Below are 19,881 nucleotides of genomic sequence, written 5' to 3' on the forward strand. Positions count from 1 at the left end.
AGTTGCCGCCGCCGCCGCGCAGCGCCCAGAACAGCTCCGGGTGTTCGTTCTCACTTGCCGTCACGACGCTGCCGTCGGCCAGCACGACCTCGGCCGCAAGCAGATTGTCGATGGTGAGGCCGTGTTTGCGCGTTAGATGGCCAGTGCCGCCGCCCAGCGTCAGTCCGGCGATGCCTGTGGACGAGACGAGGCCAGCCGGCACCGCCAGCCCATGAGCGCTGGTGGCGCGGTCGACATCGCCTTGGGTGCAGCCGGCCTCGACGCGGACCGTGCTGGTCCCGAGATCAATATCGACCCGATTCATCGGCGACATGTCGATGACAATCCCGCCGTCGCAACTGCCGAAGCCCGGACCGCTGTGGCCGCCGCCGCGAATGGCAAGAAGCAACTGCTTCTCCCGGGCATGATTGACTGCCGCGACGACATCGGCGACCTCGGCGCAGGGGATGATCCAGCGCGGCCGCTTGTCGATCATGGCGTTGTAGAGCCCGCGAGCCTCTTCATAGGCCGGATGGTTTTGGTCAATAAGGCTCGCGAGGAGCCGGTCGGGGAGATCGTGGGAAGTAACTGGCTTATCCATATTGAACCCTCAGGTTTCAGAGCAAGACGCGTCGACACTCGCCAAGACTAGATTGTTCATCCTGGGCGCTGGACATTTGCGCTTCGCCGGTTGAATCTGCCGCATCTGCGGCTCTTCTTGTCCTACACCGCCTTCGTTTCAGGCGTTTTTCTGTGGTGTGGTGGGAGTGTTTCGTTTGTTTCAGCGCGCGCCCCACGGGGATGACAGGCGACACGTCAGCGCCGGCGATGTCTCCCACGCGCCGAAACAGTTGAAACAAATCACGCGTCGCCCGAACGCGTGCTGAAACAAAGAGGGGCTATTATCCGCCCTCGCGGGATCACGCGAACAAAGGGAACGACCATGCGGCCTGAAAATCCGGTGCCATCCACACACACAGGCTATGCCCTTTTTGACGCCAACCATGTTCTCGTCGACAGCAATCCGCAGATATTTGGAAGCCGGCGGCTCGACCGCGGCGAGATGCAGCCGACGGACGCCATTGCCGCAGTCGCCGAAGCCCTCTCACGTCTAAAGAGTTTCGACGGCCGCCCCATCGAGCCGGGCAACGCATTTGTTGAAAGCGCCGCGGCGCGATGGACGCAAATCGACGACGCTCCAGTTGAAGCCGAGACATTGGATGGCCGGTGGAAGTTGCTCACCGCACATCCTCGGCCGGATGGCGGCATGGCCCTGGTAAGCGTCGACATTACCGAGATGAAGCGAGCGCAGATCGCGCACCAGGAGAACGCCGAGATATTCCGCTGCATCACGGACAGTCACCCGCTGCCGGTTTGGGTGGTGGACGCCGAAAGCGGGCAGATCCTCTACGAAAGCCTCGATGCTTCTAACCTGCTTGGCCGAAAATGGACGCCGAACGAGCCGCAATTCCTGACGGATCATTTCGTGAATACTGGCGAATTCGATGAAATCAGTTCCCTTGCCAGCAACAGCGAGATCGTCCGGGATCACGAAATCCAGCTCAGAAACACAAACGGATCGGCCGTCTGGTGCTCGACCAACTGCCGTCGCGGCGTCTACGGCGGGCGTCCCTCGCTCATCATCGGGGTATTGGACATCACGGAACGCAAGCAGCGCGAGGATCTGTTCGGTTTCCTGATCAAGCATCACCCGTTGCCGGTATGGATGAACGACGCAAGTTCGGGGGAACTCATCTACCAGAGCAATGCTGCCGAAAGGCTGCTTGGATGGAGCAGAAAGGCGCAACGCGAGACGGTGCGGCTCGGCGATTACTTTGTCGATCCCGAGAAGCACCGGGAAATCAATCGCGAGCTCATGCAAAAGGGCGTCGTCGAAAATTGCGAGGTGCTGCTTAAAAGACCCGACGGCCAGGAGTTTTGGGCCACGGGCAATCTAAGGATTGTCGAGTTCCAGGGCCGGCGAGTGGTTCTCGCCGGCATCGCCGATGTGACCAAGCAGAAGAAGCGTGACGGCGAAGTCGCCGCGGCGCGGGAGATGCTCGCAGACGCAGTTGAATCACTCTCCGAGGGATTCGCGCTGTACGACGAAGACCACCGCCTGGTCATGTGCAACAGCCTTTACCGCGAACTGAACCACCCGGTGCGGGATCTCGTCGAACCGGGTGTGGAATGGAACGAACTCCTCCGCGAATCCGCCAGGCGCGGCGTGTACCGCAATGCGGTTGGGCGCGAAGATGAGTGGCTCGACGAGCGGCTCCAAAGCCGGATCGAGTTCCACTCCCATTTCGAGGTCCCCCTCTCCGACGGCAAATGGCACTCGGTATCGATACATCCCACCGACCTTGGCGGCTTCGTCGTAACGCGCGCCGACATCAGCGAGCGCAAGAAGGCCGAGGCTTTCGAGCGCGACGCCACGACACTGCTGCAAAAGGTGCTCGATGCCTGCCCTTCACCGATACGCATGACCACGTTCGAGGGAGAAACGCTCTACCGCAATCCTGCCACCAGAGATCTCTACGCCGACCGTCCTCGGATAACTGACCACTATGTCGATCCAGACGATAGCGCGATAGTGGAGCGCACCCTGATCGAAAAGGGCAGGATCGATGATTTTCGGGTCCAGCAGTACGACACCGAGAACAAGGCCTTCTGGGCTTCGATTTCCGCTCGCCTGATCGATTTCCAGGGAAGGCAGGTGATCGTGTCGAACACGACTGATATCACCGACATGATCGCCGCTCAGCAAGAAACGCGCAAGGCCAACGAACGGCTGATCGACGCGATCGAATCTCTGGCCGAAGGGTTTGCCCTCTACGACAGGAACGATTGCCTGGTGCTGGCCAACAGCAGGTATCGCCAGATGCACGCGATAAGCGCGGATGTGCTCGTTCCCGGGGTGAACTGGTTCGATTTCCTCCGCGTGACCGCGGAGCGCAACCAGTTTCCGGTTCCACGCGACAAGATCGACGACTGGCTTGCCGAAAGGGCAAGGGACCGCCGCGAATTCCGCCAACAGGAATTCCGTCATACGGACGGGCGTTGGTTTTTCGTCTCGAACTGTCCGACCCGCGAAGGCGGGTTCGTGGTCACCCGTGTCGACATTACAGAGCGCAAGCGGGCCGAGGAGGCCGCCAAGGAAGCGGACGAACTGGTCCGTAAAGTCCTCGAAGCCTGCCCCGTCAACATCCAGATGACCCGCGCGCATGATGGGAAGCTGCTTTATCGCAGCCCCGCCACCGTTGAACTGCTCGGCGACGTCACCAGCGCCGTCGACTACTATGTCGATCCTTCAGAGCGGAGACGATACGTTGCGCGGCTGCTCGCGACGGGATTGGTCGACGATTTCGAAACCCGGCTCAAGCGCAAGGACGGTGGAACCTGCTGGTGCTCGGTTTCGTCTCGACTGATCGATTACCACGGTGAGAAGGTGATTGTTTCCCACGCCTACGATCTCACCGACCGGATAAAAATGCAGCAGGAATTGGAGCGGCAGCGCGAGACGCTGCACCAGAACGAGAAAATGTCGGCGCTCGGCGGATTGCTGGCCGGGGTGGCGCATGAGCTCAACAATCCGCTCTCGGTGGTGCTTGGCCTGTCATCGCTGTTGAAGGAAACCGCTACCGACGCCAAGGTCGTCGAACGCGCCGACAAGATGAGCAAGGCAGCCGAACGCTGCGCCAGGATCGTCAAGACTTTCCTGGCTATGGCCAGACAGCAGCCGACGCGAACCTCAAACGTTGCGATCGATGACATCATTTCCGAAGCGGTCGAAGTAGCGAGCTATTCGATTCGATCGTCGGACATCGGCCTTTCAGTTCATCTTGAACCTGGTCTTCCCCCGATCTGGGCGGATCCCGATCAGCTTGGCCAGGTGCTGATCAACTTGCTTGTCAATGCAGAACAGGCGTTGCACGGCTGGGAAGGACGACGGACAATCACGGTTTCAACGCGGCTTCACCCTAAAACCGGCAACATAGTCGTCAGCGTTGCCGACACGGGTCCGGGAATTCCCAAAGAGATACGTCCCCGCATTTTCGAGCCGTTCTTCACGACCAAGGAGATTGGGGCAGGGACTGGGATCGGGCTGTCCTTCTGTCATCGGATCGTTCAATCCCATGGCGGAACCATCGAGGTCGAATCCCCAGAGGGGGGTGGCTCGATCTTCATACTTTCGCTGCCTGCTTCGGACCGTCTCGACGAAGGAACCGAAACGGCTGAAGACGAGCTCCCGAATTCGACCGGCATTGCCTGTCTGGTGGTGGACGACGAAGAGGAAGTGGGTGAGCTGGTTGCTGAGGTGCTCAGGCGAGATGGTTTCAACGTCACCATTGCCAGATCCGGCAAAGAAGCGCTGCTGCACCTCAAGAACCGCAGTTTCGCGGTGATCCTGAGCGATCTGAAAATGCCTGATATGGACGGGCGGGGATTGTTCAACCAGATTGCCAAGCTCCATCCGGCTGAACTCGACAGGTTAGCCTTCCTGACGGGGGACACAATCAGTCCGGACGCGCAGATGTTCCTGCGCGCCGCGAAACGGCCCTATCTCGAGAAACCGATCAAACCGAACGAGCTCCGTTCGTTTGTCTCTAATCTGGTCAACAACAATGCTTGACAGACCCGTTGATTTGCACGTCACTTTAGAGGCAACTTATCTATTGGACTGGTTGTTCGGTGGTCGATTTTGACGACGCACGCACACATAGTGGTCTGCGATGACGAACCGGATATCCGCGACACGGTGGCGGAATATCTGGAGCTCCATGGCTATGCCGTGACGCCCGCCAACGCGGGGCCTGCCCTGCGTGACCTTATTGAGAGTCAGCACGTCGATGTGGTCATATTGGATATCCGAATGCCAGGTGAGGATGGCCTCTCCCTGGCGCGATATCTACGAGAGCACTCAGACGTTGCCATTATCATGCTGACCGGATCGGCGGAAATCGTCGACCGCGTTGTCGGATTGGAGATCGGCGCCGACGACTATGTCGTCAAGCCCGTCGACCTGCGGGAGCTGCTGGCGCGGGTCAAGGCCGTGCTGCGCAGGACATCGGCGAGCGAACGCGCTGCGGGGAAAGCGAGTACTCCGGGCCCTCACCAGTTCCAGTTCGGCAAGTGCCGCTTCGACCCGGACGCACACAAATTATACAACGCCGAGGGAATCGAAATAGCGATCACCCCGATGGAGTTCCGGCTTCTGAAAGTATTCAGCGAACATCGCGGACGCGTACTCAACCGCGATCAACTGCTCGAACTCGCCCATGACCGCGGGTGGGATCCCTTCGATCGCAGCATCGACATTCGCGTTTCGCGCCTGCGGAAGAAAATCGAGGTCGATCCCTCCAAGCCGGAGGTGATCAGGACGATCCGCGGCATGGGTTACCTCTACTCCTGAGCGCGCCGCCGCCTTGGCCTGGCAAGGCGGATCGCCCGTCTCATGGGCATTGGCGGCGGAGGCCGCCAGATGGAGCGTTGGCGGCGGACGCCGCCAGAAGGCGGCCATGGTTTCAGCCCGCCTTGTCTTCTTGGCCGCGATGCAAGCCGCGGACCACCAAGCCAATCTCGGACCGGCTGATCCCGATGTCCTTCAGGAGGGCATCGTCCATTGCCGCAAGGGTCCGTTCCGCCATGCGGTGAATCCGGTAATTCCGAAATGAGCGGTAAGCTGTTCGCATTCTCGACATCGCAATACTCCATTGATTGGCGCCGCGGGGTGCAGCGGTGCCGTTGGATTTAAACCATCGCTGTTTCAGGGGTTTTTCCGCGCCGAACTCGAAGTGTTTCGTTTGTTTCAGTGCCGGGATGGACTTTTGAGAAGGAGTTCCATAGTCCGACCGACGACACTCAAAACCACCTCCTCAACGAGGCGGTGGACCAGCCAGCCGCAGCGGAGTAAGGCAGCGGGTTGGGTCATCTTACCAAAGTGCGTGGCGCAGCATGACGTGCAAGCGTTGCGAATGCGATCAGACCGGCTATCGGTGGAGTACGCATGAAGAAGACTGTCGTTAGAGTCGTCTGTGCCATTGGCCAAGCCGGACAGCTCGGCCTCAAAGGGCGCCTTCCCTGGGAAGGCAACCGGTCGCCGGAGTTCGTCGCCGACGTTGCACGATTTTTCGACCTGACCAGAGGACACGTCTTGCTCGCCGGTCCCAAGACGATCACGAGCATTCCGGATTTTGCTCGCGCGGATCGGGAACTTGTCGTCGTTCGCTCCAGCATGGATCCCGAGGACACACTCCAGCGCTTCGTCGGCCGCGTCGTCTTCATCGGCGGCGGTCCACCAGTGTGGAGCGCCTACGCGCGCTTCGTCAGCCATTGGGATATCACGCGCCTGCCCTATGACGGACCGGCGGACCGCTGGTTCGATGCAAGATGGCTTACGGCGGGTGGCGGGGTTGCCAAAAACCGCGACCAATGAAGGCTCGGCTCACAGCAGGCACCGCGGTGGAACGATCGCGGTGCCTGTAGTCTGTACCCACCCACCTAGCAGTTCGCCCCAGTCTGCGGATCGCACGCCTCGTTTTCTTGCTGCTGTGGTTTGGGCTCGGCCTGTTCGGGCTCGGCCTGCTGCTGCTCGGCGGCGGGCTGCTCCTCGGCCTTCGGCTTCTCAGGCTTGGCCGCCTGTTCGGGCTCGGCCTGCTGCTGCTCGGCGGCGGGCTGCTCCTCGGCCTTCTGCTTCTCAGGCTTGGCCGTCTTTTCCGGCTCCGCCTGCTGCTGCTCCGCGGCGGGCTGCTCCTCGGCCTTTTGCTTCTCAGGCTTGGCTGCCTTTTCTGGCTCGGCCTGCTGCTGCTCGGCGGCCGGTTGCTTCTCGGCCTTCTGCTTCTCAGGCTTGCCTGTCTCTTCCGGCTCGGCCTGCTCCTGCTCGGCGGCCGGTTGTTCCTCGGTCGTCGGCTTCTCAGGCTTGGCGGTCTCTTCCGGCTTAACCTCTTCATCCGGCGCCTGTTCGGTCGTTGCTGCGTCTTCCGTCGGCTTCGATTTCCGGCCTGCCTGAACCTGCTTCACCTCCTCGATGTCTTTGAGCTCAGCTGGTTTGGCGTCGGGATCGGCTTTCACTTCACCTTCAAAGACCGTGACCGTATTGTTTTCCACTTTGCCGGCCTGCTCGGGCGTCTCGGTCTCGCTGACCTCGACGACAGTCACCTGCTGGTTTGTCTCCTTCTCGATCACATCAACATCAACGACTTTGTTGATCACCACGTTGTTCTGGATCGTCACGTCGCCGGCCGGCTCGGCCGCCTCGACAATGCGCACAAACTCCGGCTCATCACGGATAACGACGACAGAAATGTCGTCAGCAAGGAATTCGCGGGTGGGGACCACGACCCAGTAAAAATCCGGCGTGGTGTCGATGGTCACCTCGATCGAAATCAAATCGGGATCGCGGCGCGGCGGCAGCGGAGCCCAGATGACGTGCTCCCTTTCGCGCCGCCAACTCACCCATGCTGGCGCCCAACGAGTGCCGGGAACCCAGTACCAGCCGATGTCGTCGGCATAGCCCCAGCGGCCGTAATGGTAGGTCGCCCACCCGAACGGCTCGTCGGACACCCAGAGCCAGCCATACTGCTCGGTATAGACCCAATGCCCAATGGTATACGGACGCCAATCGTCAGGCACATCAACCGGGACGAAAACGGTCGCTCCCCGGTACGAAACCCAATCACCATGCGAAGACAGTTCATCGTAAAATGTGCTGATCGAAACGGAAACGTCGGTGGCAGCCCTCGCCTCGGACACAAGCGACAATGGCGCCACCGGGCTGGGAATCTCGACGACCGTGAGCATGCCGGCGGTTACGCCGCCCAGCATCAGCCGTACAACGTTTTGGGCAAGGACGCGTTTCATCGCAGTTTCCTCCGAAACAGATCGCCCTTCATCGTGGAAACTCACCGGCTGTCGAATTGTTCCGGCTTGGCATCACACGATGATACCGGGATCAACATCAGAGTTGGTGGCGCGGATTCGTCAAAGGCGACGCACGGGCGCGGGATACTGCGCGACCAGATCGTCGACGGTCAGCAATGTAATGCCTTCCACGATCGATTGAGCAATCAGAATCCGATCGAAGGGATCCTTGTGGATGGGGGGAAGCCCCGCTACCGCTATGGCATGCTCGCTTGTGATCGGCAGCTCATAATAGCCATTGTCGATCAGGCCCCGACGCAAAAGGCGCACATCGACGGTAAAGTCTGCCCGGCCCAGCCCCCGTTTGATCGCAATCTCCCAAAGACTTGCGGCGCTGAACGTCAAAATATTGTCGGCATTCTCGATCTCCGCGAGAGCGGCAGGCGAAAGCTTGTCGGGCTCGCCCGCCGCCCAGAGCAGAAGATGGGTATCGAGCAGAACTTTCATGCGCCGCCGCCAAACAGCTTTTCAATTTCCTCACCGGCCATGCGATCAAAATCGTCCGGAACGGAAAACTGCCCGGTCATAAACCCGACGCGACGCGTTTCGCCGGCCGCAGGAGCGTCTATGGCGATGACCTTCACCATCGGCTTGCCGGATTTGGCGATGATGAAAGACTCGCCTTTGGCTGCCTTGTCGATAAGGCGGGACAGATGCGTTTTGGCCTCGTGGATATTGACGATGTGCATTGCGAACTCCATGACTTAGTCAGGTAAACTTAGTCTATCGAGCATGAACTTCAAGCGTAATCTGCCGAAGAAGGCTGAAGGTCGCGCCTTGCTGCAGGGTCGTCTTGACTTCCCCGATCTCGGCACCAACTACGATTACATGAACGCCACAAAAAAGATCCGTCGCGATTTTCTTTTCCGGGTTTGCCCCATCGCGGGATCGTAACCCCCGGCTCGGCTGCCATGTGCCCCGGGCCGCGGGGCAAGCACATAAAATCGACATCGAACGTAGGCAGGCCAGCACCGGCTCTGGGGCATCGGTTTTGAGCAAGATCTGCCTCGAATTGGCCAGTTAAACCATGCTTGAGGCAACCCGCTCAACTGAGAATACGAGTACTCGAAAATGCAAGATAAAATGAAGACCCGGCGCAAGCCGACCATCCGCATCTCGAAATCGGACCATGCGCGTTTATCGGCGCTTGCGAGCACCGTGGCCGCACGAAATCCGCAGGCTTCCGATGATCTGCTCGCCGAACTCGAGCGAGCGCGCATCGTTTCCGATGGTTTGATCTCCGCGGGCGCCGTCCAGATGGGTTCGACGGTGACGTTCAAGCCCGATACCGGTGACGCGAAAACGATTACGCTGGTTTTTCCTGGCGATGCGGACATCTCCGATGGCAAGGTTTCAATCCTTACGCCGATCGGCACGGCCCTGATCGGCCTCTCGGCCGGACAGTCGATCATGTGGACCGCGCGAGATGGGCGCCGGCATGAATTGTCGGTGCTTGCCGTGAACCGGCCTGCCCGCGAAGGCGATGCAGCCGATCAGCGTGCACCAGCACCTTCGACGACGGCGGGCGACTAAAGCGCGTCGCGTTTGACCGGCCTCATGCGGCGCGCTTTAGGTTGTTGTTTGTTTCCGCGAAAACGGCGGGCATCAACGCGCCGAGGACCTCAAGCGCCTTCTTCACGAACGCCTCGTGATATGGACAACCGGTGCTGAAGCAAACGGCCCGGCCCTACGCCGACCCGCTCTTACCAGCCGGCGGTTGGAGGGATCGACTCGGGTTAGGTGGGCCTTGCCGCGTGACAAAAAATAACAGGTTGGCTGTCGGGAGGCGCACGACTTGTTCGTCCTTTGGACAGGAAGCAACGAGACCAGGTGAAAAAACCGTGAGCGAGCTTAGATCATCGGACACATATGCGGTCGATGTAATCCAGGCCGACCTTATGATGGTGTTCATCGGTCCCGTTCTGGCTGGCGAGGCGCCCAAGGGCCGGTTCGACTGAGATCTGGCAGTCGCGGCGCGAACAAATACCCCCAAGAACCGAGGAGATTAGATGATGACGAAACTCGTGACCTGCCTGTGGTTCGACCACGGCGAAGCACGCAAGGCGGCAGAGTTCTATGCCGCCACCTTTCCCGACAGCCATGTGGATCGGCTGAATGCGGCCGCGTCGGACTATCCCGGCGGCAAGGAAGGCAATGAATTGACGGTCGAGTTCACAGTGCTCGGCCAGTCTTTTCTAGGCCTGAACGGCGGTCCGAATTTCAAGGCGAACGAATCCGTCAGCCTGATGGTGCTGACCGAAGATCAGGAAGAGACCGACCGCTACTGGAAGGCGATTGTTGGAAACGGCGGCAGCGAGAGCGCCTGCGGATGGTGCAAGGACCGGTGGGGCTTCTCTTGGCAGATCACGCCGAAGCGGCTGATGGAACTGACGACCAGTCCCGACCGCGCCAAGGCCAAGCGCGCGATGGAGGCGATGATGACGATGAAGAAAATCGATATCGCGGCGCTGGAAGCCGCAGCAGCAGGCTAACCCGATCCACGGCAACGACGCCCTGGTGAACTCAACGAATGGAGATGATCATGCCCAACACCGTTAAACTGCACCGGGTTCTCGCCACCAAACCCGAAAAGGTCTACCGCGCATTTCTGGAACCTGACGCGGTCGCGAGTTGGCTCCCGCCCTTCGGTTTTACCTGTACGGTGCATGAGCTTGAAGCGAAGGAAGGCGGCAAGCACAGAATGTCGTTTCGAAACTTCACGACCGGGCACAGCCATTCCTTCGGCGGCACCTATCTGAAGCTCGTCCCCGGCGAGACGCTCGTCTACAGCGACGTGTTCGATGATCCGAACCTTCCGGGCGAGATGAAAGTGACCGTCACGCTGACGGCCGTTTCAGTCGGAACGGAGATGACGGTGGTTCAGGAGAACGTGCCCGATCTGATCCCGGTCGAGGCATGCTATCTCGGTTGGCAAGAGTCGCTGCGCAAGCTTGCTCACCTCGTCGAGCCCGAAATCACGCAATAAACCGTCTGCGAGATCTCATCCGGCTGCGACAACAAGGAAACCAAAATGACCAACCAGCAGATCACCATTGCCACCACGATCGCCGCGCCGATCGAACGCGTCTGGGAGGCCTACACGACGCCCGGCGATATCACACAGTGGAACTTCGCTTCCGACGACTGGTGCTGCCCAAGCGCGGAAGCCGACCTAAAGGTGGGCGGCGGCTACAAGGCGCGCATGGAAGCCAAGGACGGCAGCTTCGGCTTCGATTTCGAGGCGGTGTACGAAGAGGTCGAGCCGTACAAGGCGATCGCATTCGCCATGAGCGACGGGCGCAAGGCGCGTACGACCTTCGAAGCTGCAGGCAACGGAACGAAGGTGACGACCATATTCGATGCCGAGACGCAGAACTCCATGGACATGCAGCGTGACGGCTGGCAGGCGATCCTGGACAACTTCGGGCGTTATGTTGAATCCAGCGCAGGACATGAGCAAGTTCAAGGAGGTCGCTGAACTCCGCCGGAAGCAGTTTTTTCAAGCCCTGTCGGCGGAGACGACCGTCGAGATGATAGCGCTCTAAACGCCCGAGGCGATGATCGAGATCGAAGCCATAGCAGCCCTGGCTGCAGACGACGGTCTATTCGCCTCGGGACCTTTCAATCACTATCCGCTGCAGTCCTGACCGGCCGCGCTATGCGCTCAAGCGAAACCGTGTGACGTCGATGGCCGCGGCCATCAGCGTCTGCGTGTAGGGTGCCTGCGGATTGCTGAAGATCGCCTCGGTCGGCCCTTCCTCGACGATCTTGCCTTGCTTCATGACGATGATGTAGTCGGCCATGGCACGCACGACGGCGAGATCGTGGCTGATGAACAGGTAGGACAGTTCATGGTCGGCCTGCAGCTCGCGCAGCAATTCGACGATCTGCTTCTGGACGGACCGATCGAGCGCCGACGTCGGCTCGTCGAGGACGACCACCTTGGGCTTGAGGATCATCGCCCGCGCGATGGCGATGCGTTGGCGCTGGCCGCCGGAGAATTCGTGCGGGTAGCGATTGCGCGCATTCGGGTCGAGCCCGACCTCACGCAAGGCCTCGACGGCGCGGAGGTCGCGTTGCCTGCCCGACAGGGTCGGCTCATGCACCAGAAGCCCTTCGGTGATGACCTGGCCGACGGTCATGCGCGGCGACAGCGAACCGAACGGGTCCTGAAAGACCAGCTGCAATTCGCGCCGCAGCGGCCGCATGGCCTGGCGGTCGGCGGCAGAAATATCGCGATCGCCAAAGCGGATGAGCCCATCGCTTGGCAGGAGCCGCAGCAGGGCTCGGCCGAGCGTCGATTTTCCTGAACCGGATTCGCCGACGATGCCGATGGTCTGGTTGCGTTTCAGCCGTATCGAAATGTGGTCGACCGCGCGCAGGATCAGCGGCTCTCCGGCGAGAAACCCGCCGCCGATCTTGAAGGTCACTTCGACATTCCTGCCTTCGAGCAGGACGGGCGCATTTGGCGGTGGCGGCGCCTTGGTTCCGGTCGGCTCGGCGGCCAACAGCATCTTGGTATAGGCATGCTGCGGACTGACGAAGATCGCTTCCGCCTCGCCCTCCTCGACGACTTCGCCGTAGCGCATGACATAGACCCGGTCGGCAAAGCGCCGGACAATGCCGAGATCGTGGGTGATGAAGACGATCGCCATGCCAAGCTTGCGCTGCAGTTCGGCGAGCAGCATGAGGATCTGCGCCTGGATGGTCACGTCGAGTGCGGTCGTCGGTTCGTCTGCGATCAGTATGTCGGGATCGTTGGCCAGCGCCATGGCGATCATGACCCGCTGTCGCTGGCCACCCGACAATTCGTGCGGATAGGATTTCATCCGCCGCTCGGGATCGGGAATATGGACCAGCCGCAAGAGCTTGAGCGCCTCTTCGCGTGCTTGCGCCGCGCCTAGCCCACGATGCCGGCGGATCGGTTCGATCAGCTGGTTGCCGATCGAATAGAGCGGATCGAGCGAGGTCATCGGCTCCTGGAAGATCATGCTGATCTTGCGGCCGCGGACTTGGTTGAGCTCGGACTTGTGCAGGGCCAAAAGGTTGCGGCCGCGATAGTCGACGACGCCGGTCGCCTCGCCGTTCGAGGCCAGCAGGCTCATCGCCGCCATCATCGTCTGGCTTTTGCCGGAACCGGATTCGCCGACCACGGCAACGGTTTCGCCTGCATTGACGTGGATGTTGATGCCCTTGACCGCCTCGACCACGCCGTCAAGCGTGCGGAAGCGGACGCGAAGGTCCTTGACGCTGAGGATGGTTTCGGAAGCGATCATCTCAACGGTCCCTCGGGTCGAGCGCGTCGCGCAGGCCGTCGCCGACGAAATTCAGCGCGAACAGCGTCGAGACAAGGAAAAATGCTGGGAACAGAAGCAGCCAGTTGGCGGTGCCGATGTTCTTGGCGCCGGTCGAGATCAGCACGCCCCAGCTGGTCATCGGTTCCTGCACGCCGAGCCCGAGGAACGACAGAAAACTCTCCAGGATGATGACCTGCGGCACCAGCAGCGTCATATAGATGACCACTGGGCCGAGCAGGTTGGGAATGACGTGGCGGATCAGAATGCCGCGCTGGCCTATGCCCATCGCCTCCGCCGCCTGGACATATTCCTGCCGCCGGATCGACAGCGCCTGTCCGCGCACGATGCGCGCCATGTCGAGCCACAGCACGGCGCCGACCGCCAGGAACATCAGCACGAAGTTCCGGCCGAAGAACACCACCAGCATAATGACGAAGAAAATGAACGGCAGCGAATACAGCACATCGACAATGCGCATCATCACCTCGTCTATCCTGCCGCCGGCAAGGCCGGACGCAGCGCCGTAGAGCACGCCGATGACGCCCGCAACGACCCCGGCGAGCAGGCCGATGGCCAGCGAGATGCGCCCGGCCATCAGCGTCCGCGACAGGAGATCGCGGCCAGTATTGTCGGTGCCGAACAGGAAATACTGCTGCCTGATTGAAGCGCTCATCACCGCTTCAAGGCCGTCAGCCGATTTGCTCTCTATCTTGGTGTTGTCGAAGGCATCGGAACGGTCGAGGTAGCGGACATTGCGGTCGTCGATCGGCTTGCGCGATGTGACGGTGACAAAGATGCGATTGTCTTCCTGCCGCCACTGCTTGATTTCGACACGCATGCGCTTGATCGCCTCGTTGAGCGCGGTTTCTATCTTGTCGGGCTTCGGATAGGCCGACAAGCTCGGCGGCATGCGCACATAGTCGGCGTAGATGGTGGTGTATCGATGCGGCACAAAAGAGGGTCCGAACACGCTGAGGATCGCGATGAAGGCAAGATAATACAGGCTGAACATGGCGGCGCGGTTGGCCTTGAGGCGCGCCCAGGCATCGCCCCACAGGGAACGGCCGACGATGGCCGGAGCGGTGGCTGCGATGTCAGTCATAGCGCACCCTCGGATCGACGAAGGCATACATGACGTCGACGATCAGGTTGAAGACGATGGTGAACAGCGCGATGACCACCACGGTGCCCATGACCAGCGTGTAGTCACGGTTGAGCGCGGCCTCGACGAAATAGCGGCCGATGCCGGGAATGGAAAAGATCGTCTCGACAATGATCGAGCCGGTGAGCAGTGCCGCCGCCGCCGGGCCGGTGAAGGAGACAATCGGCAATATGGCACCGCGCAGCGCATGCTTGACGACCACCGACCAGTCCGACAGGCCGAGCGCACGTGCGGTGCGAATGTGGTGCGAGCGCAACGATTCGATCATCGAGCCGCGCATCAGGCGGGCGACGATGGCGATCTGCGGCAGGGCGAGGGTCAGCACAGGGCCGATCTTGTTGAGCAGGGCGCCATCGCCCCAGCCGCCGATCGGCAGCAGTTTCCAGGTCAGACCGAACAGAAGCTGGATAACCGGCGCAATGACGAAGGTCGGAATGGTGCTGCCGGCGGTCGCCAGAGCGATCACCGAATAGTCGGCAAGCTTGTTCTGGTTGAGCGCGGCAATGGTGCCGAGGAGGCCGCCGAGCAGCAGCGCCAGGATCAGGGCCGAGGCGCCGATCTGGATCGAAACGGGCAGGCCCCTGGCAAACAATTCGCCGACAGTGAAATCCGGCATGTTGTAGCTCGGACCGAAATTGCCGCGCAGCAGATTGCCGAGATAGTGGACATATTGCAGCCAGAGCGGGTCATTGAGACCGAACTGCGCTTCGAGATTGGCCTTGATCTCGGGGCTCAGGCCCCGCTCCTGATTGAACGGGCCGCCAGGCGCGACGCGTATCAGGAAGAACGCCATGGTCACGATGACCAACAGCGTCGGAATGGCGGTCAGAAGCCGCCGGAATACGTAACGCAGCATCGGTTCCCCGCTTTGCTAGCAAACCGGGACCGCCGCCCCTAACGCATGACCCGAGCCGAAGGTCCGGAGAGGATCACGTGCAAAATCAATACGTTACAGCGCCCTGTGCGCGCCCCAAAGGACGCGCGGCGCTGTAGGGAGCGGCAGCCCGGCCAAGGAGATCAGTCCTTGGAGATGAAGCGGGACGGATGCACATCCATGACGTTGTCCTCGAAGCCATGAAGCTTCGGAGAAACGATATCCTTGTAGCTATAGTAGAGAAGCGGGATGTTGCCGACGTCATCGACGAGGATGCGCTCGGCCTCGGCTAGTTCTTTCATGCGCTCTTCGGGCTTGCCGCCGGCGGCGGCCGCCTCGTCCATGGCCTTCTCGAATTCCGGGCTGTTGTAGCCCGAATAGTTGTTGCCGCTTGCCTTGCGGGAGATGCCGAGGAAGGTTTCCGGATCCTTGTAGTCCGCAATCCAGCCGGCACGCGCCACGTCGTAGTCGCCCTTCTGCTCAAGGAAGGAGTAGTGGGTCTTGGTGTCGGTGTTGAGCAGCGTGATTTCGACGCCGAGCGGCTTCAACTGCTCCTGGATGGCGACTGCAGTGTTCTTGTGGTTTTCCGACGTGTTGTAGCGGATTTCCATCTTCAGCGGTTTCTCGGGCGTATAGCCAAGCTTCTCGAGTACCTTCTTGGCCTCATCCTCGCGGTCGATCTGCGACATGTCCGCGTATTTGGCCATTGCCGGCGTATAGCCCTCAATGCCCGGAGGCACCATCGAATAGCCGGGCAGCATTGAGTTCTGCCAGACCTTTTCGGCAAGGAAATCGCGGTCGACTGCCATGGAGATAGCATTGCGCAGTTCGACGTTGTCCCACGGAGCCTTGTCGGTCTTGATCGAAAAATAGTAGGTGCCGAGGTAAGGTCCAACGCGAATCTGATCGCCAAACTTGGCCTTGAGATCGGCGAGCTGCTCGGTCGGGAGGTCGTCGTAGCTGTCGAGTTCGCCGGCCTCGAAGCGCTTTATCGCCGACGAACGATCTTCGGTCGGGATGTAGTTGACGACGTCGAGCTTGACGCTCGCAGCATCCCAGAATTTCGGATTCTTGACCAGTTTGATGTGGTCGTTGGGAACCCACTCCGCCAGGCTAAAGGGGCCGTTGGAGACCAGATTGCCCGGCTTGATCCAATCGGCGCCGAGCTTGTCAATGGACGCCTTGCTGACCGGAAAAGTCGCCTGGTGGGTCAGCATTTCAAGGAAATAGGGCGTGGGCGCCTTCAGCGTCACTTCCAGGGTATTTGCGTCGATTGCCTTGACGCCCATCTCCTCCGGCTTCGCCTTCTTGGTGTTCACCTCCTCGGCGTTCTTCACGGGATAGAGCATCGAAGCATATTCGGCGCCGGTGGCTGGATCTTCCAGCCGATGAAACGCGTAGACGAAGTCATCTGCCGTGACCGGGCTACCATCCGACCAGACACCGTCCTTGCGCAGCTTGAAGGTGTAGACGGTGCCGTCGTCCGATACAGTCCAGCTTTCGGCGGCGCCCGGAATGACGTTCGCCTTCTGGTCTTGCATGACCAGCCCCTGGAACAGGTCACGCAATACAGCGGCTTCGTATATTGTCGAGGTCTTGTGCGGGTCGAGCGACTCCGATTCGGCGGCGGTGCCGCGGTTGTAGACGACCTCGGCGAAGGCTGGCGTGTAGAACGTGCCGGCGGCCAAAGCCATGGTTGTGGCGAACACCGTCGCCTTCAGCATGTTTTTCAGCATGAAGTTCTCCCTGTCGAGGCGGCCGTTCAGCTGCGCCTCTTGAGTGTTGACGCCCCGAAGCCGATTAGCTGGCCCCTTTGAGCGCGCCGCCGGTTCCCTTTCCGGCGGCTGGTGGGCAAACAGTAACGTGGTGATTTTTTATTTCAACAGACTCGTGAGGTCACCCTAAGTAAGGCGCAGCGACAGCCACTGCGCGATCGGCAAAATAGCAGTCGAGCCCGTGGACCGTGCCTCAGCGCCGACGTGACCGGTTCCGCGTCAATCTCACCAAGGCCTCTTGAGAAAGCCCCTCCCCGTTACGCGCGGGACGTTGGGACGGGCAATAGCCTGCAGCGGATCGCATGATATTGATGCAAGTCAATGGGGACCCTTACAACTAAACTTTAGGTTGTGGTCGATGGGATCGACGGCGCTTTCTCTGCAACGAGCAGGTTGCGCCGCTTTTGTTGAAGAAGTCGGGCGTCGAAGCGGGGCGCTGCGTCGGCTGATGAATTCCACGACTTGGCGGAAGAACCGCTTCAAGCATTCGCTTCCGGCAGGAAATCTTTCGTCGATTCCACTTTGCCACAATGTCTTAATCCGCCTTTAAGCAGCCACGGGTTACATCTTTTGCGAGCTTCGGTATGTCTTGATGGGCGACGGACATGAACAGCGCGGAAATTGGGACAATAGCTATAAAGCGGCGCAATACGCGTCAGCTAAAACGCAAACTACACCAGTTTCGAGAACCGTCCGGAACGTCCGCGATCGAATTCGCACTGCTTGCGCCCTTTTTTATCATGCTTCTGCTCGGCATGGTTGCATATGGGATCTATTTTGGCGCCAGTCACTCCGTGCAGCAGATCGCAGCGGACGCCGCACGCACGGCGATTGCCGGGCTGAACGAAGTTGAGCGCCAGGCGCTGGTGACCAGTTTCGTCACCACCAATGCCGCGGGATATCCATTCGTCGATTCCGACAAGCTGACTTACCAGGCCAAGGACAGCACGGCCGACGGAAACCAGTTCGTCGTGTCAATCCAATATGATGCCCGCAACCTGCCGGTCTGGAATCTGTTCCCGGCACTGCCAATGCCTGGCACCACGATCTCACGTCAGTCGACAATCCGGGTTGGAGGCATCTGAATGTGGCAAACTTTGGCGGGCAGGATCGGCCGGGGCGCCCGCTCGATGCTTGGCGACCAGACGGCGAACTTCGCCGTCATGACGGCGCTGTGCGCACCGTTCGCGCTGGCGCTGGCCGCCTTCGCCATCGATGAAGGCTCGATCTATGTGGAGCGCCGGGAGGCTCAGTCGCTGGTCGATCTGGCGGCAATCACCGCCGCCTCCAACATCAACAACATTGACGCCGCGGTGGTGACCACGCTCGGCGACAACGGAATGCCGGGTATCGTTGTTCAGAAGGCAGGGCAGACGATCACCCCTGCCCTCGGAAAGACTGTGGTGTCGGTCACCCCCGGCCGATATTCAGCAGAGTCGTCGCTCGGCGTCGACAAGCGCTTCGAGGCCGGCAAAACGCCCTACAACGCCGTCCATGTCACGTTGAAAAAGGTTCCTGCCCGCTATTTCGCGAGTTCGCTTATCCCTACGCCGGTGATCGGCACCCAAGCCGTGGCCAGCATAGCGCCGCAGGCGATGTTCTCGGTCGGGTCCAGGCTTCTCAGCGTCAATGGCGGCATCCTCAACGCTCTTCTCAGCAAGTTCCTGGGCGGCAACATCGCGCTCAGCGTCATGGACTACAACGCTCTGATCGCTGCCGACGTGAACCTGCTTTCGTTCATCGATGCCCTTGCCGTTGAGATGCAGCTGACGGGTGTCAGCTATTCGGAGGTGCTGGCTTCGAAAGCGACGGTGGGCGAGATAGCGACCGCCATGGCTAATGTTTCACCCGTTGGCAGCACCAGCAAGCTGGCTTTGCAGACAATCGCGTCAAGGACCACCAACACGGTCAAGATACCGCTCAATCATCTTGTCGATCTTGGATCAATGGGCCAGTTGGGCCTCGGGCAAAAGTCGCCCGGCTTTTCGGTCGCCGCCAGCGCCATGGGCATGCTGACCACCGCTGCTGCACTGGCCAACGGCTCGAAGCAGGTCGAGCTCAATCTCGGAGCCACCATTCCGGGGCTTGCCTCCACCACGCTTGCCATTGCGATCGGCGAACCTGCACAATTCTCGCCATGGCTGACAATCGGCGAGAAGGGTGCTGTGGTGCGTACGGCGCAGACGCGGATCAAGCTGGTGGCGTCCGTCGGCGGCAGCAATGCGAACCTCGGTGGCGGCATCAGCCTGCTGGCCGTCAAACTGCCGCTGCATGTCGAGGTGGCCTCTGCCGAAGCCAAGCTGACCGACATCAGCTGCCCGACGGGGCACCCCGACAGTTTGAAAGTTACCATTGCCGCACGTCCGGGCCTTGCCTCGCTGCACCTTGGCGCCAGCGATGCCGATAACAGCCCATCCGCCTTCGCCGATTTCAGCAACCCACAGTCGTTTCAAAATGCCGAAATCGCGCAGGTCAGCGTGAAGCTTCTGTTTCTCACCCTCAATCTGATCGGCGTGAATGGTTCTGCGGCCGTTGAGATCGCCAACAACGATCCGACGATCTTGACCTTCAACAGCACCGACATCGCAAGCAAGACGATAAAGAACGCCTCGACGAAGAACCTGACGCAATCTCTCACCACGTCGCTGGTCAACAATTTGTCGCTTTCGGTCAGTGCGCTGGGCCTCGGGCTTGATGTAACCGCCTTGCTCGGAACCGTGAAGCCGGCAGTGGTGGCGCTGCTGAACGGCGTGACGGCGCCGGTCGACGAATTGGTTTACAACGTGCTTGGGACGCTGGGCGTGCGCGTCGGCGAGGCCGATGTCCGGGTCATGGGCGCGACTTGCGGGCGCTCTGTGCTTGTTCAGTGAGCTG

17 protein-coding genes and 1 pseudogene are annotated in these 19,881 nt (G+C 60.3%); 9 read left to right on the forward strand and 9 right to left on the reverse strand.

Translation table 11 applies throughout. The annotated features are described in order from the left end of the window. Positions 1-67 precede the first annotated feature (67 nt). Positions 68-580: pseudogene (locus tag AC0L3H_RS26680) on the reverse strand (FAD-binding oxidoreductase); the annotation flags it as partial. 342 nt (positions 581-922) lie between these two features. On the opposite strand from AC0L3H_RS26680, the gene AC0L3H_RS26685 reads away from it, so the two are divergent. After that, positions 923-4,612, forward strand: a complete 3,690-nt coding sequence (locus AC0L3H_RS26685) for a PAS-domain containing protein (protein ID WP_473587443.1) — start codon at positions 923-925, stop codon at positions 4,610-4,612. A 69-nt stretch (positions 4,613-4,681) separates the two neighbouring features. Further along, the gene (locus AC0L3H_RS26690) at positions 4,682-5,392 is read left to right on the forward strand and encodes a response regulator (RefSeq protein WP_473491637.1); all 711 of its coding nucleotides are present in this window, start codon (positions 4,682-4,684) and stop codon (positions 5,390-5,392) included. Positions 5,393-5,504: 112 nt separating this feature from the next. Here the strand turns inward: AC0L3H_RS26690 and AC0L3H_RS26695 are convergent, their stop codons facing one another. Then, on the reverse strand, positions 5,505-5,681 hold the full coding sequence (locus tag AC0L3H_RS26695) for a DUF1127 domain-containing protein (RefSeq protein WP_473587444.1): 177 nt from the start codon (positions 5,679-5,681) through the stop codon (positions 5,505-5,507). A 305-nt stretch (positions 5,682-5,986) separates the two neighbouring features. Between AC0L3H_RS26695 and AC0L3H_RS26700 the strand changes: the two genes are divergently transcribed. Next, complete coding sequence (locus tag AC0L3H_RS26700) at positions 5,987-6,415, forward strand: dihydrofolate reductase family protein (protein WP_473587445.1); 429 nt, start codon at positions 5,987-5,989, stop codon at positions 6,413-6,415. A 65-nt stretch (positions 6,416-6,480) separates the two neighbouring features. Here the strand turns inward: AC0L3H_RS26700 and AC0L3H_RS26705 are convergent, their stop codons facing one another. From AC0L3H_RS26705 to AC0L3H_RS26715, 3 genes are all read right to left on the reverse strand, one after another. Next, entirely contained in the window at positions 6,481-7,839 is a 1,359-nt protein-coding gene (locus AC0L3H_RS26705; protein WP_473587446.1) for a DUF6600 domain-containing protein, read from the reverse strand. A 120-nt stretch (positions 7,840-7,959) separates the two neighbouring features. Beyond that, positions 7,960-8,346 carry a type II toxin-antitoxin system VapC family toxin gene (locus AC0L3H_RS26710; protein ID WP_473587447.1) on the reverse strand — a complete coding sequence of 129 codons (387 nt, stop codon included), beginning with the start codon at positions 8,344-8,346 and terminating at the stop codon, positions 7,960-7,962. Continuing rightward, complete coding sequence (locus AC0L3H_RS26715; protein WP_473587448.1) at positions 8,343-8,588, reverse strand: type II toxin-antitoxin system Phd/YefM family antitoxin; 246 nt, start codon at positions 8,586-8,588, stop codon at positions 8,343-8,345. Before AC0L3H_RS26715 ends, AC0L3H_RS26710 begins: the two co-directional genes overlap by 4 nt. A 382-nt stretch (positions 8,589-8,970) precedes the next feature. Here AC0L3H_RS26715 and rnk point away from each other — a divergent pair, with 382 nt between their 5' ends. From rnk to AC0L3H_RS26735, 4 genes are all read left to right on the forward strand, one after another. Continuing rightward, a complete protein-coding gene (rnk, locus tag AC0L3H_RS26720) occupies positions 8,971-9,432 on the forward strand; it encodes a nucleoside diphosphate kinase regulator (protein ID WP_473587449.1) in 462 nt (153 codons plus the stop codon). 479 nt (positions 9,433-9,911) lie between these two features. Then, on the forward strand, positions 9,912-10,391 hold the full coding sequence (locus AC0L3H_RS26725) for a VOC family protein (protein ID WP_023799726.1): 480 nt from the start codon (positions 9,912-9,914) through the stop codon (positions 10,389-10,391). A gap of 50 nt (positions 10,392-10,441) precedes the next feature. Beyond that, positions 10,442-10,885: an SRPBCC family protein gene (locus AC0L3H_RS26730; protein WP_031255154.1), complete on the forward strand. Its 444-nt coding sequence runs from the start codon at positions 10,442-10,444 to the stop codon at positions 10,883-10,885. Positions 10,886-10,930: 45 nt separating this feature from the next. Then, positions 10,931-11,377, forward strand: a complete 447-nt coding sequence (locus tag AC0L3H_RS26735; protein WP_473587450.1) for an SRPBCC family protein — start codon at positions 10,931-10,933, stop codon at positions 11,375-11,377. Between the two features lie 178 nt (positions 11,378-11,555). Here the strand turns inward: AC0L3H_RS26735 and AC0L3H_RS26740 are convergent, their stop codons facing one another. From AC0L3H_RS26740 to AC0L3H_RS26755, 4 genes are all read right to left on the reverse strand, one after another. Next, entirely contained in the window at positions 11,556-13,175 is a 1,620-nt protein-coding gene (locus AC0L3H_RS26740; RefSeq protein ID WP_473587451.1) for an ABC transporter ATP-binding protein, read from the reverse strand. 1 nt (position 13,176) lies between these two features. Next, positions 13,177-14,298, reverse strand: coding sequence for an ABC transporter permease (locus AC0L3H_RS26745; protein ID WP_473587452.1), 1,122 nt, complete (start codon positions 14,296-14,298; stop codon positions 13,177-13,179). Continuing rightward, positions 14,291-15,214: an ABC transporter permease subunit gene (locus tag AC0L3H_RS26750; RefSeq protein ID WP_023799733.1), complete on the reverse strand. Its 924-nt coding sequence runs from the start codon at positions 15,212-15,214 to the stop codon at positions 14,291-14,293. Before AC0L3H_RS26750 ends, AC0L3H_RS26745 begins: the two co-directional genes overlap by 8 nt. Positions 15,215-15,375: 161 nt before the next feature. Continuing rightward, positions 15,376-16,968 carry a peptide ABC transporter substrate-binding protein gene (locus AC0L3H_RS26755; protein WP_473587453.1) on the reverse strand — a complete coding sequence of 531 codons (1,593 nt, stop codon included), beginning with the start codon at positions 16,966-16,968 and terminating at the stop codon, positions 15,376-15,378. A gap of 644 nt (positions 16,969-17,612) precedes the next feature. Here AC0L3H_RS26755 and AC0L3H_RS26760 point away from each other — a divergent pair. Both AC0L3H_RS26760 and AC0L3H_RS26765 read left to right on the forward strand, forming a co-directional pair. Further along, a complete protein-coding gene (locus AC0L3H_RS26760) occupies positions 17,613-18,092 on the forward strand; it encodes a TadE family protein (RefSeq protein ID WP_473587454.1) in 480 nt (159 codons plus the stop codon). Beyond that, positions 18,093-19,877, forward strand: a complete 1,785-nt coding sequence (locus AC0L3H_RS26765; protein WP_473587455.1) for a pilus assembly protein TadG-related protein — start codon at positions 18,093-18,095, stop codon at positions 19,875-19,877. Positions 19,878-19,881: the final 4 nt, after the last annotated feature.

The organism is Mesorhizobium sp. WSM4816 (genome assembly GCF_055811535.1).

Coding starts and splice junctions, on each gene's coding strand:
- AC0L3H_RS26685 (WP_473587443.1), top strand. CDS start 923: ATGCGGCCTGAAAATCCGGTGCCATCCACACACACAGGCTATGCCCTT.
- AC0L3H_RS26695 (WP_473587444.1), bottom strand. CDS start 5,681: ATGTCGAGAATGCGAACAGCTTACCGCTCATTTCGGAATTACCGGATT.
- AC0L3H_RS26700 (WP_473587445.1), top strand. CDS start 5,987: ATGAAGAAGACTGTCGTTAGAGTCGTCTGTGCCATTGGCCAAGCCGGA.
- AC0L3H_RS26705 (WP_473587446.1), bottom strand. CDS start 7,839: ATGAAACGCGTCCTTGCCCAAAACGTTGTACGGCTGATGCTGGGCGGC.
- AC0L3H_RS26710 (WP_473587447.1), bottom strand. CDS start 8,346: ATGAAAGTTCTGCTCGATACCCATCTTCTGCTCTGGGCGGCGGGCGAG.
- AC0L3H_RS26715 (WP_473587448.1), bottom strand. CDS start 8,588: ATGCACATCGTCAATATCCACGAGGCCAAAACGCATCTGTCCCGCCTT.
- rnk (WP_473587449.1), top strand. CDS start 8,971: ATGCAAGATAAAATGAAGACCCGGCGCAAGCCGACCATCCGCATCTCG.
- AC0L3H_RS26725 (WP_023799726.1), top strand. CDS start 9,912: ATGACGAAACTCGTGACCTGCCTGTGGTTCGACCACGGCGAAGCACGC.
- AC0L3H_RS26730 (WP_031255154.1), top strand. CDS start 10,442: ATGCCCAACACCGTTAAACTGCACCGGGTTCTCGCCACCAAACCCGAA.
- AC0L3H_RS26735 (WP_473587450.1), top strand. CDS start 10,931: ATGACCAACCAGCAGATCACCATTGCCACCACGATCGCCGCGCCGATC.
- AC0L3H_RS26740 (WP_473587451.1), bottom strand. CDS start 13,175: ATGATCGCTTCCGAAACCATCCTCAGCGTCAAGGACCTTCGCGTCCGC.
- AC0L3H_RS26745 (WP_473587452.1), bottom strand. CDS start 14,298: ATGACTGACATCGCAGCCACCGCTCCGGCCATCGTCGGCCGTTCCCTG.
- AC0L3H_RS26750 (WP_023799733.1), bottom strand. CDS start 15,214: ATGCTGCGTTACGTATTCCGGCGGCTTCTGACCGCCATTCCGACGCTG.
- AC0L3H_RS26755 (WP_473587453.1), bottom strand. CDS start 16,968: ATGCTGAAAAACATGCTGAAGGCGACGGTGTTCGCCACAACCATGGCT.
- AC0L3H_RS26760 (WP_473587454.1), top strand. CDS start 17,613: ATGAACAGCGCGGAAATTGGGACAATAGCTATAAAGCGGCGCAATACG.
- AC0L3H_RS26765 (WP_473587455.1), top strand. CDS start 18,093: ATGTGGCAAACTTTGGCGGGCAGGATCGGCCGGGGCGCCCGCTCGATG.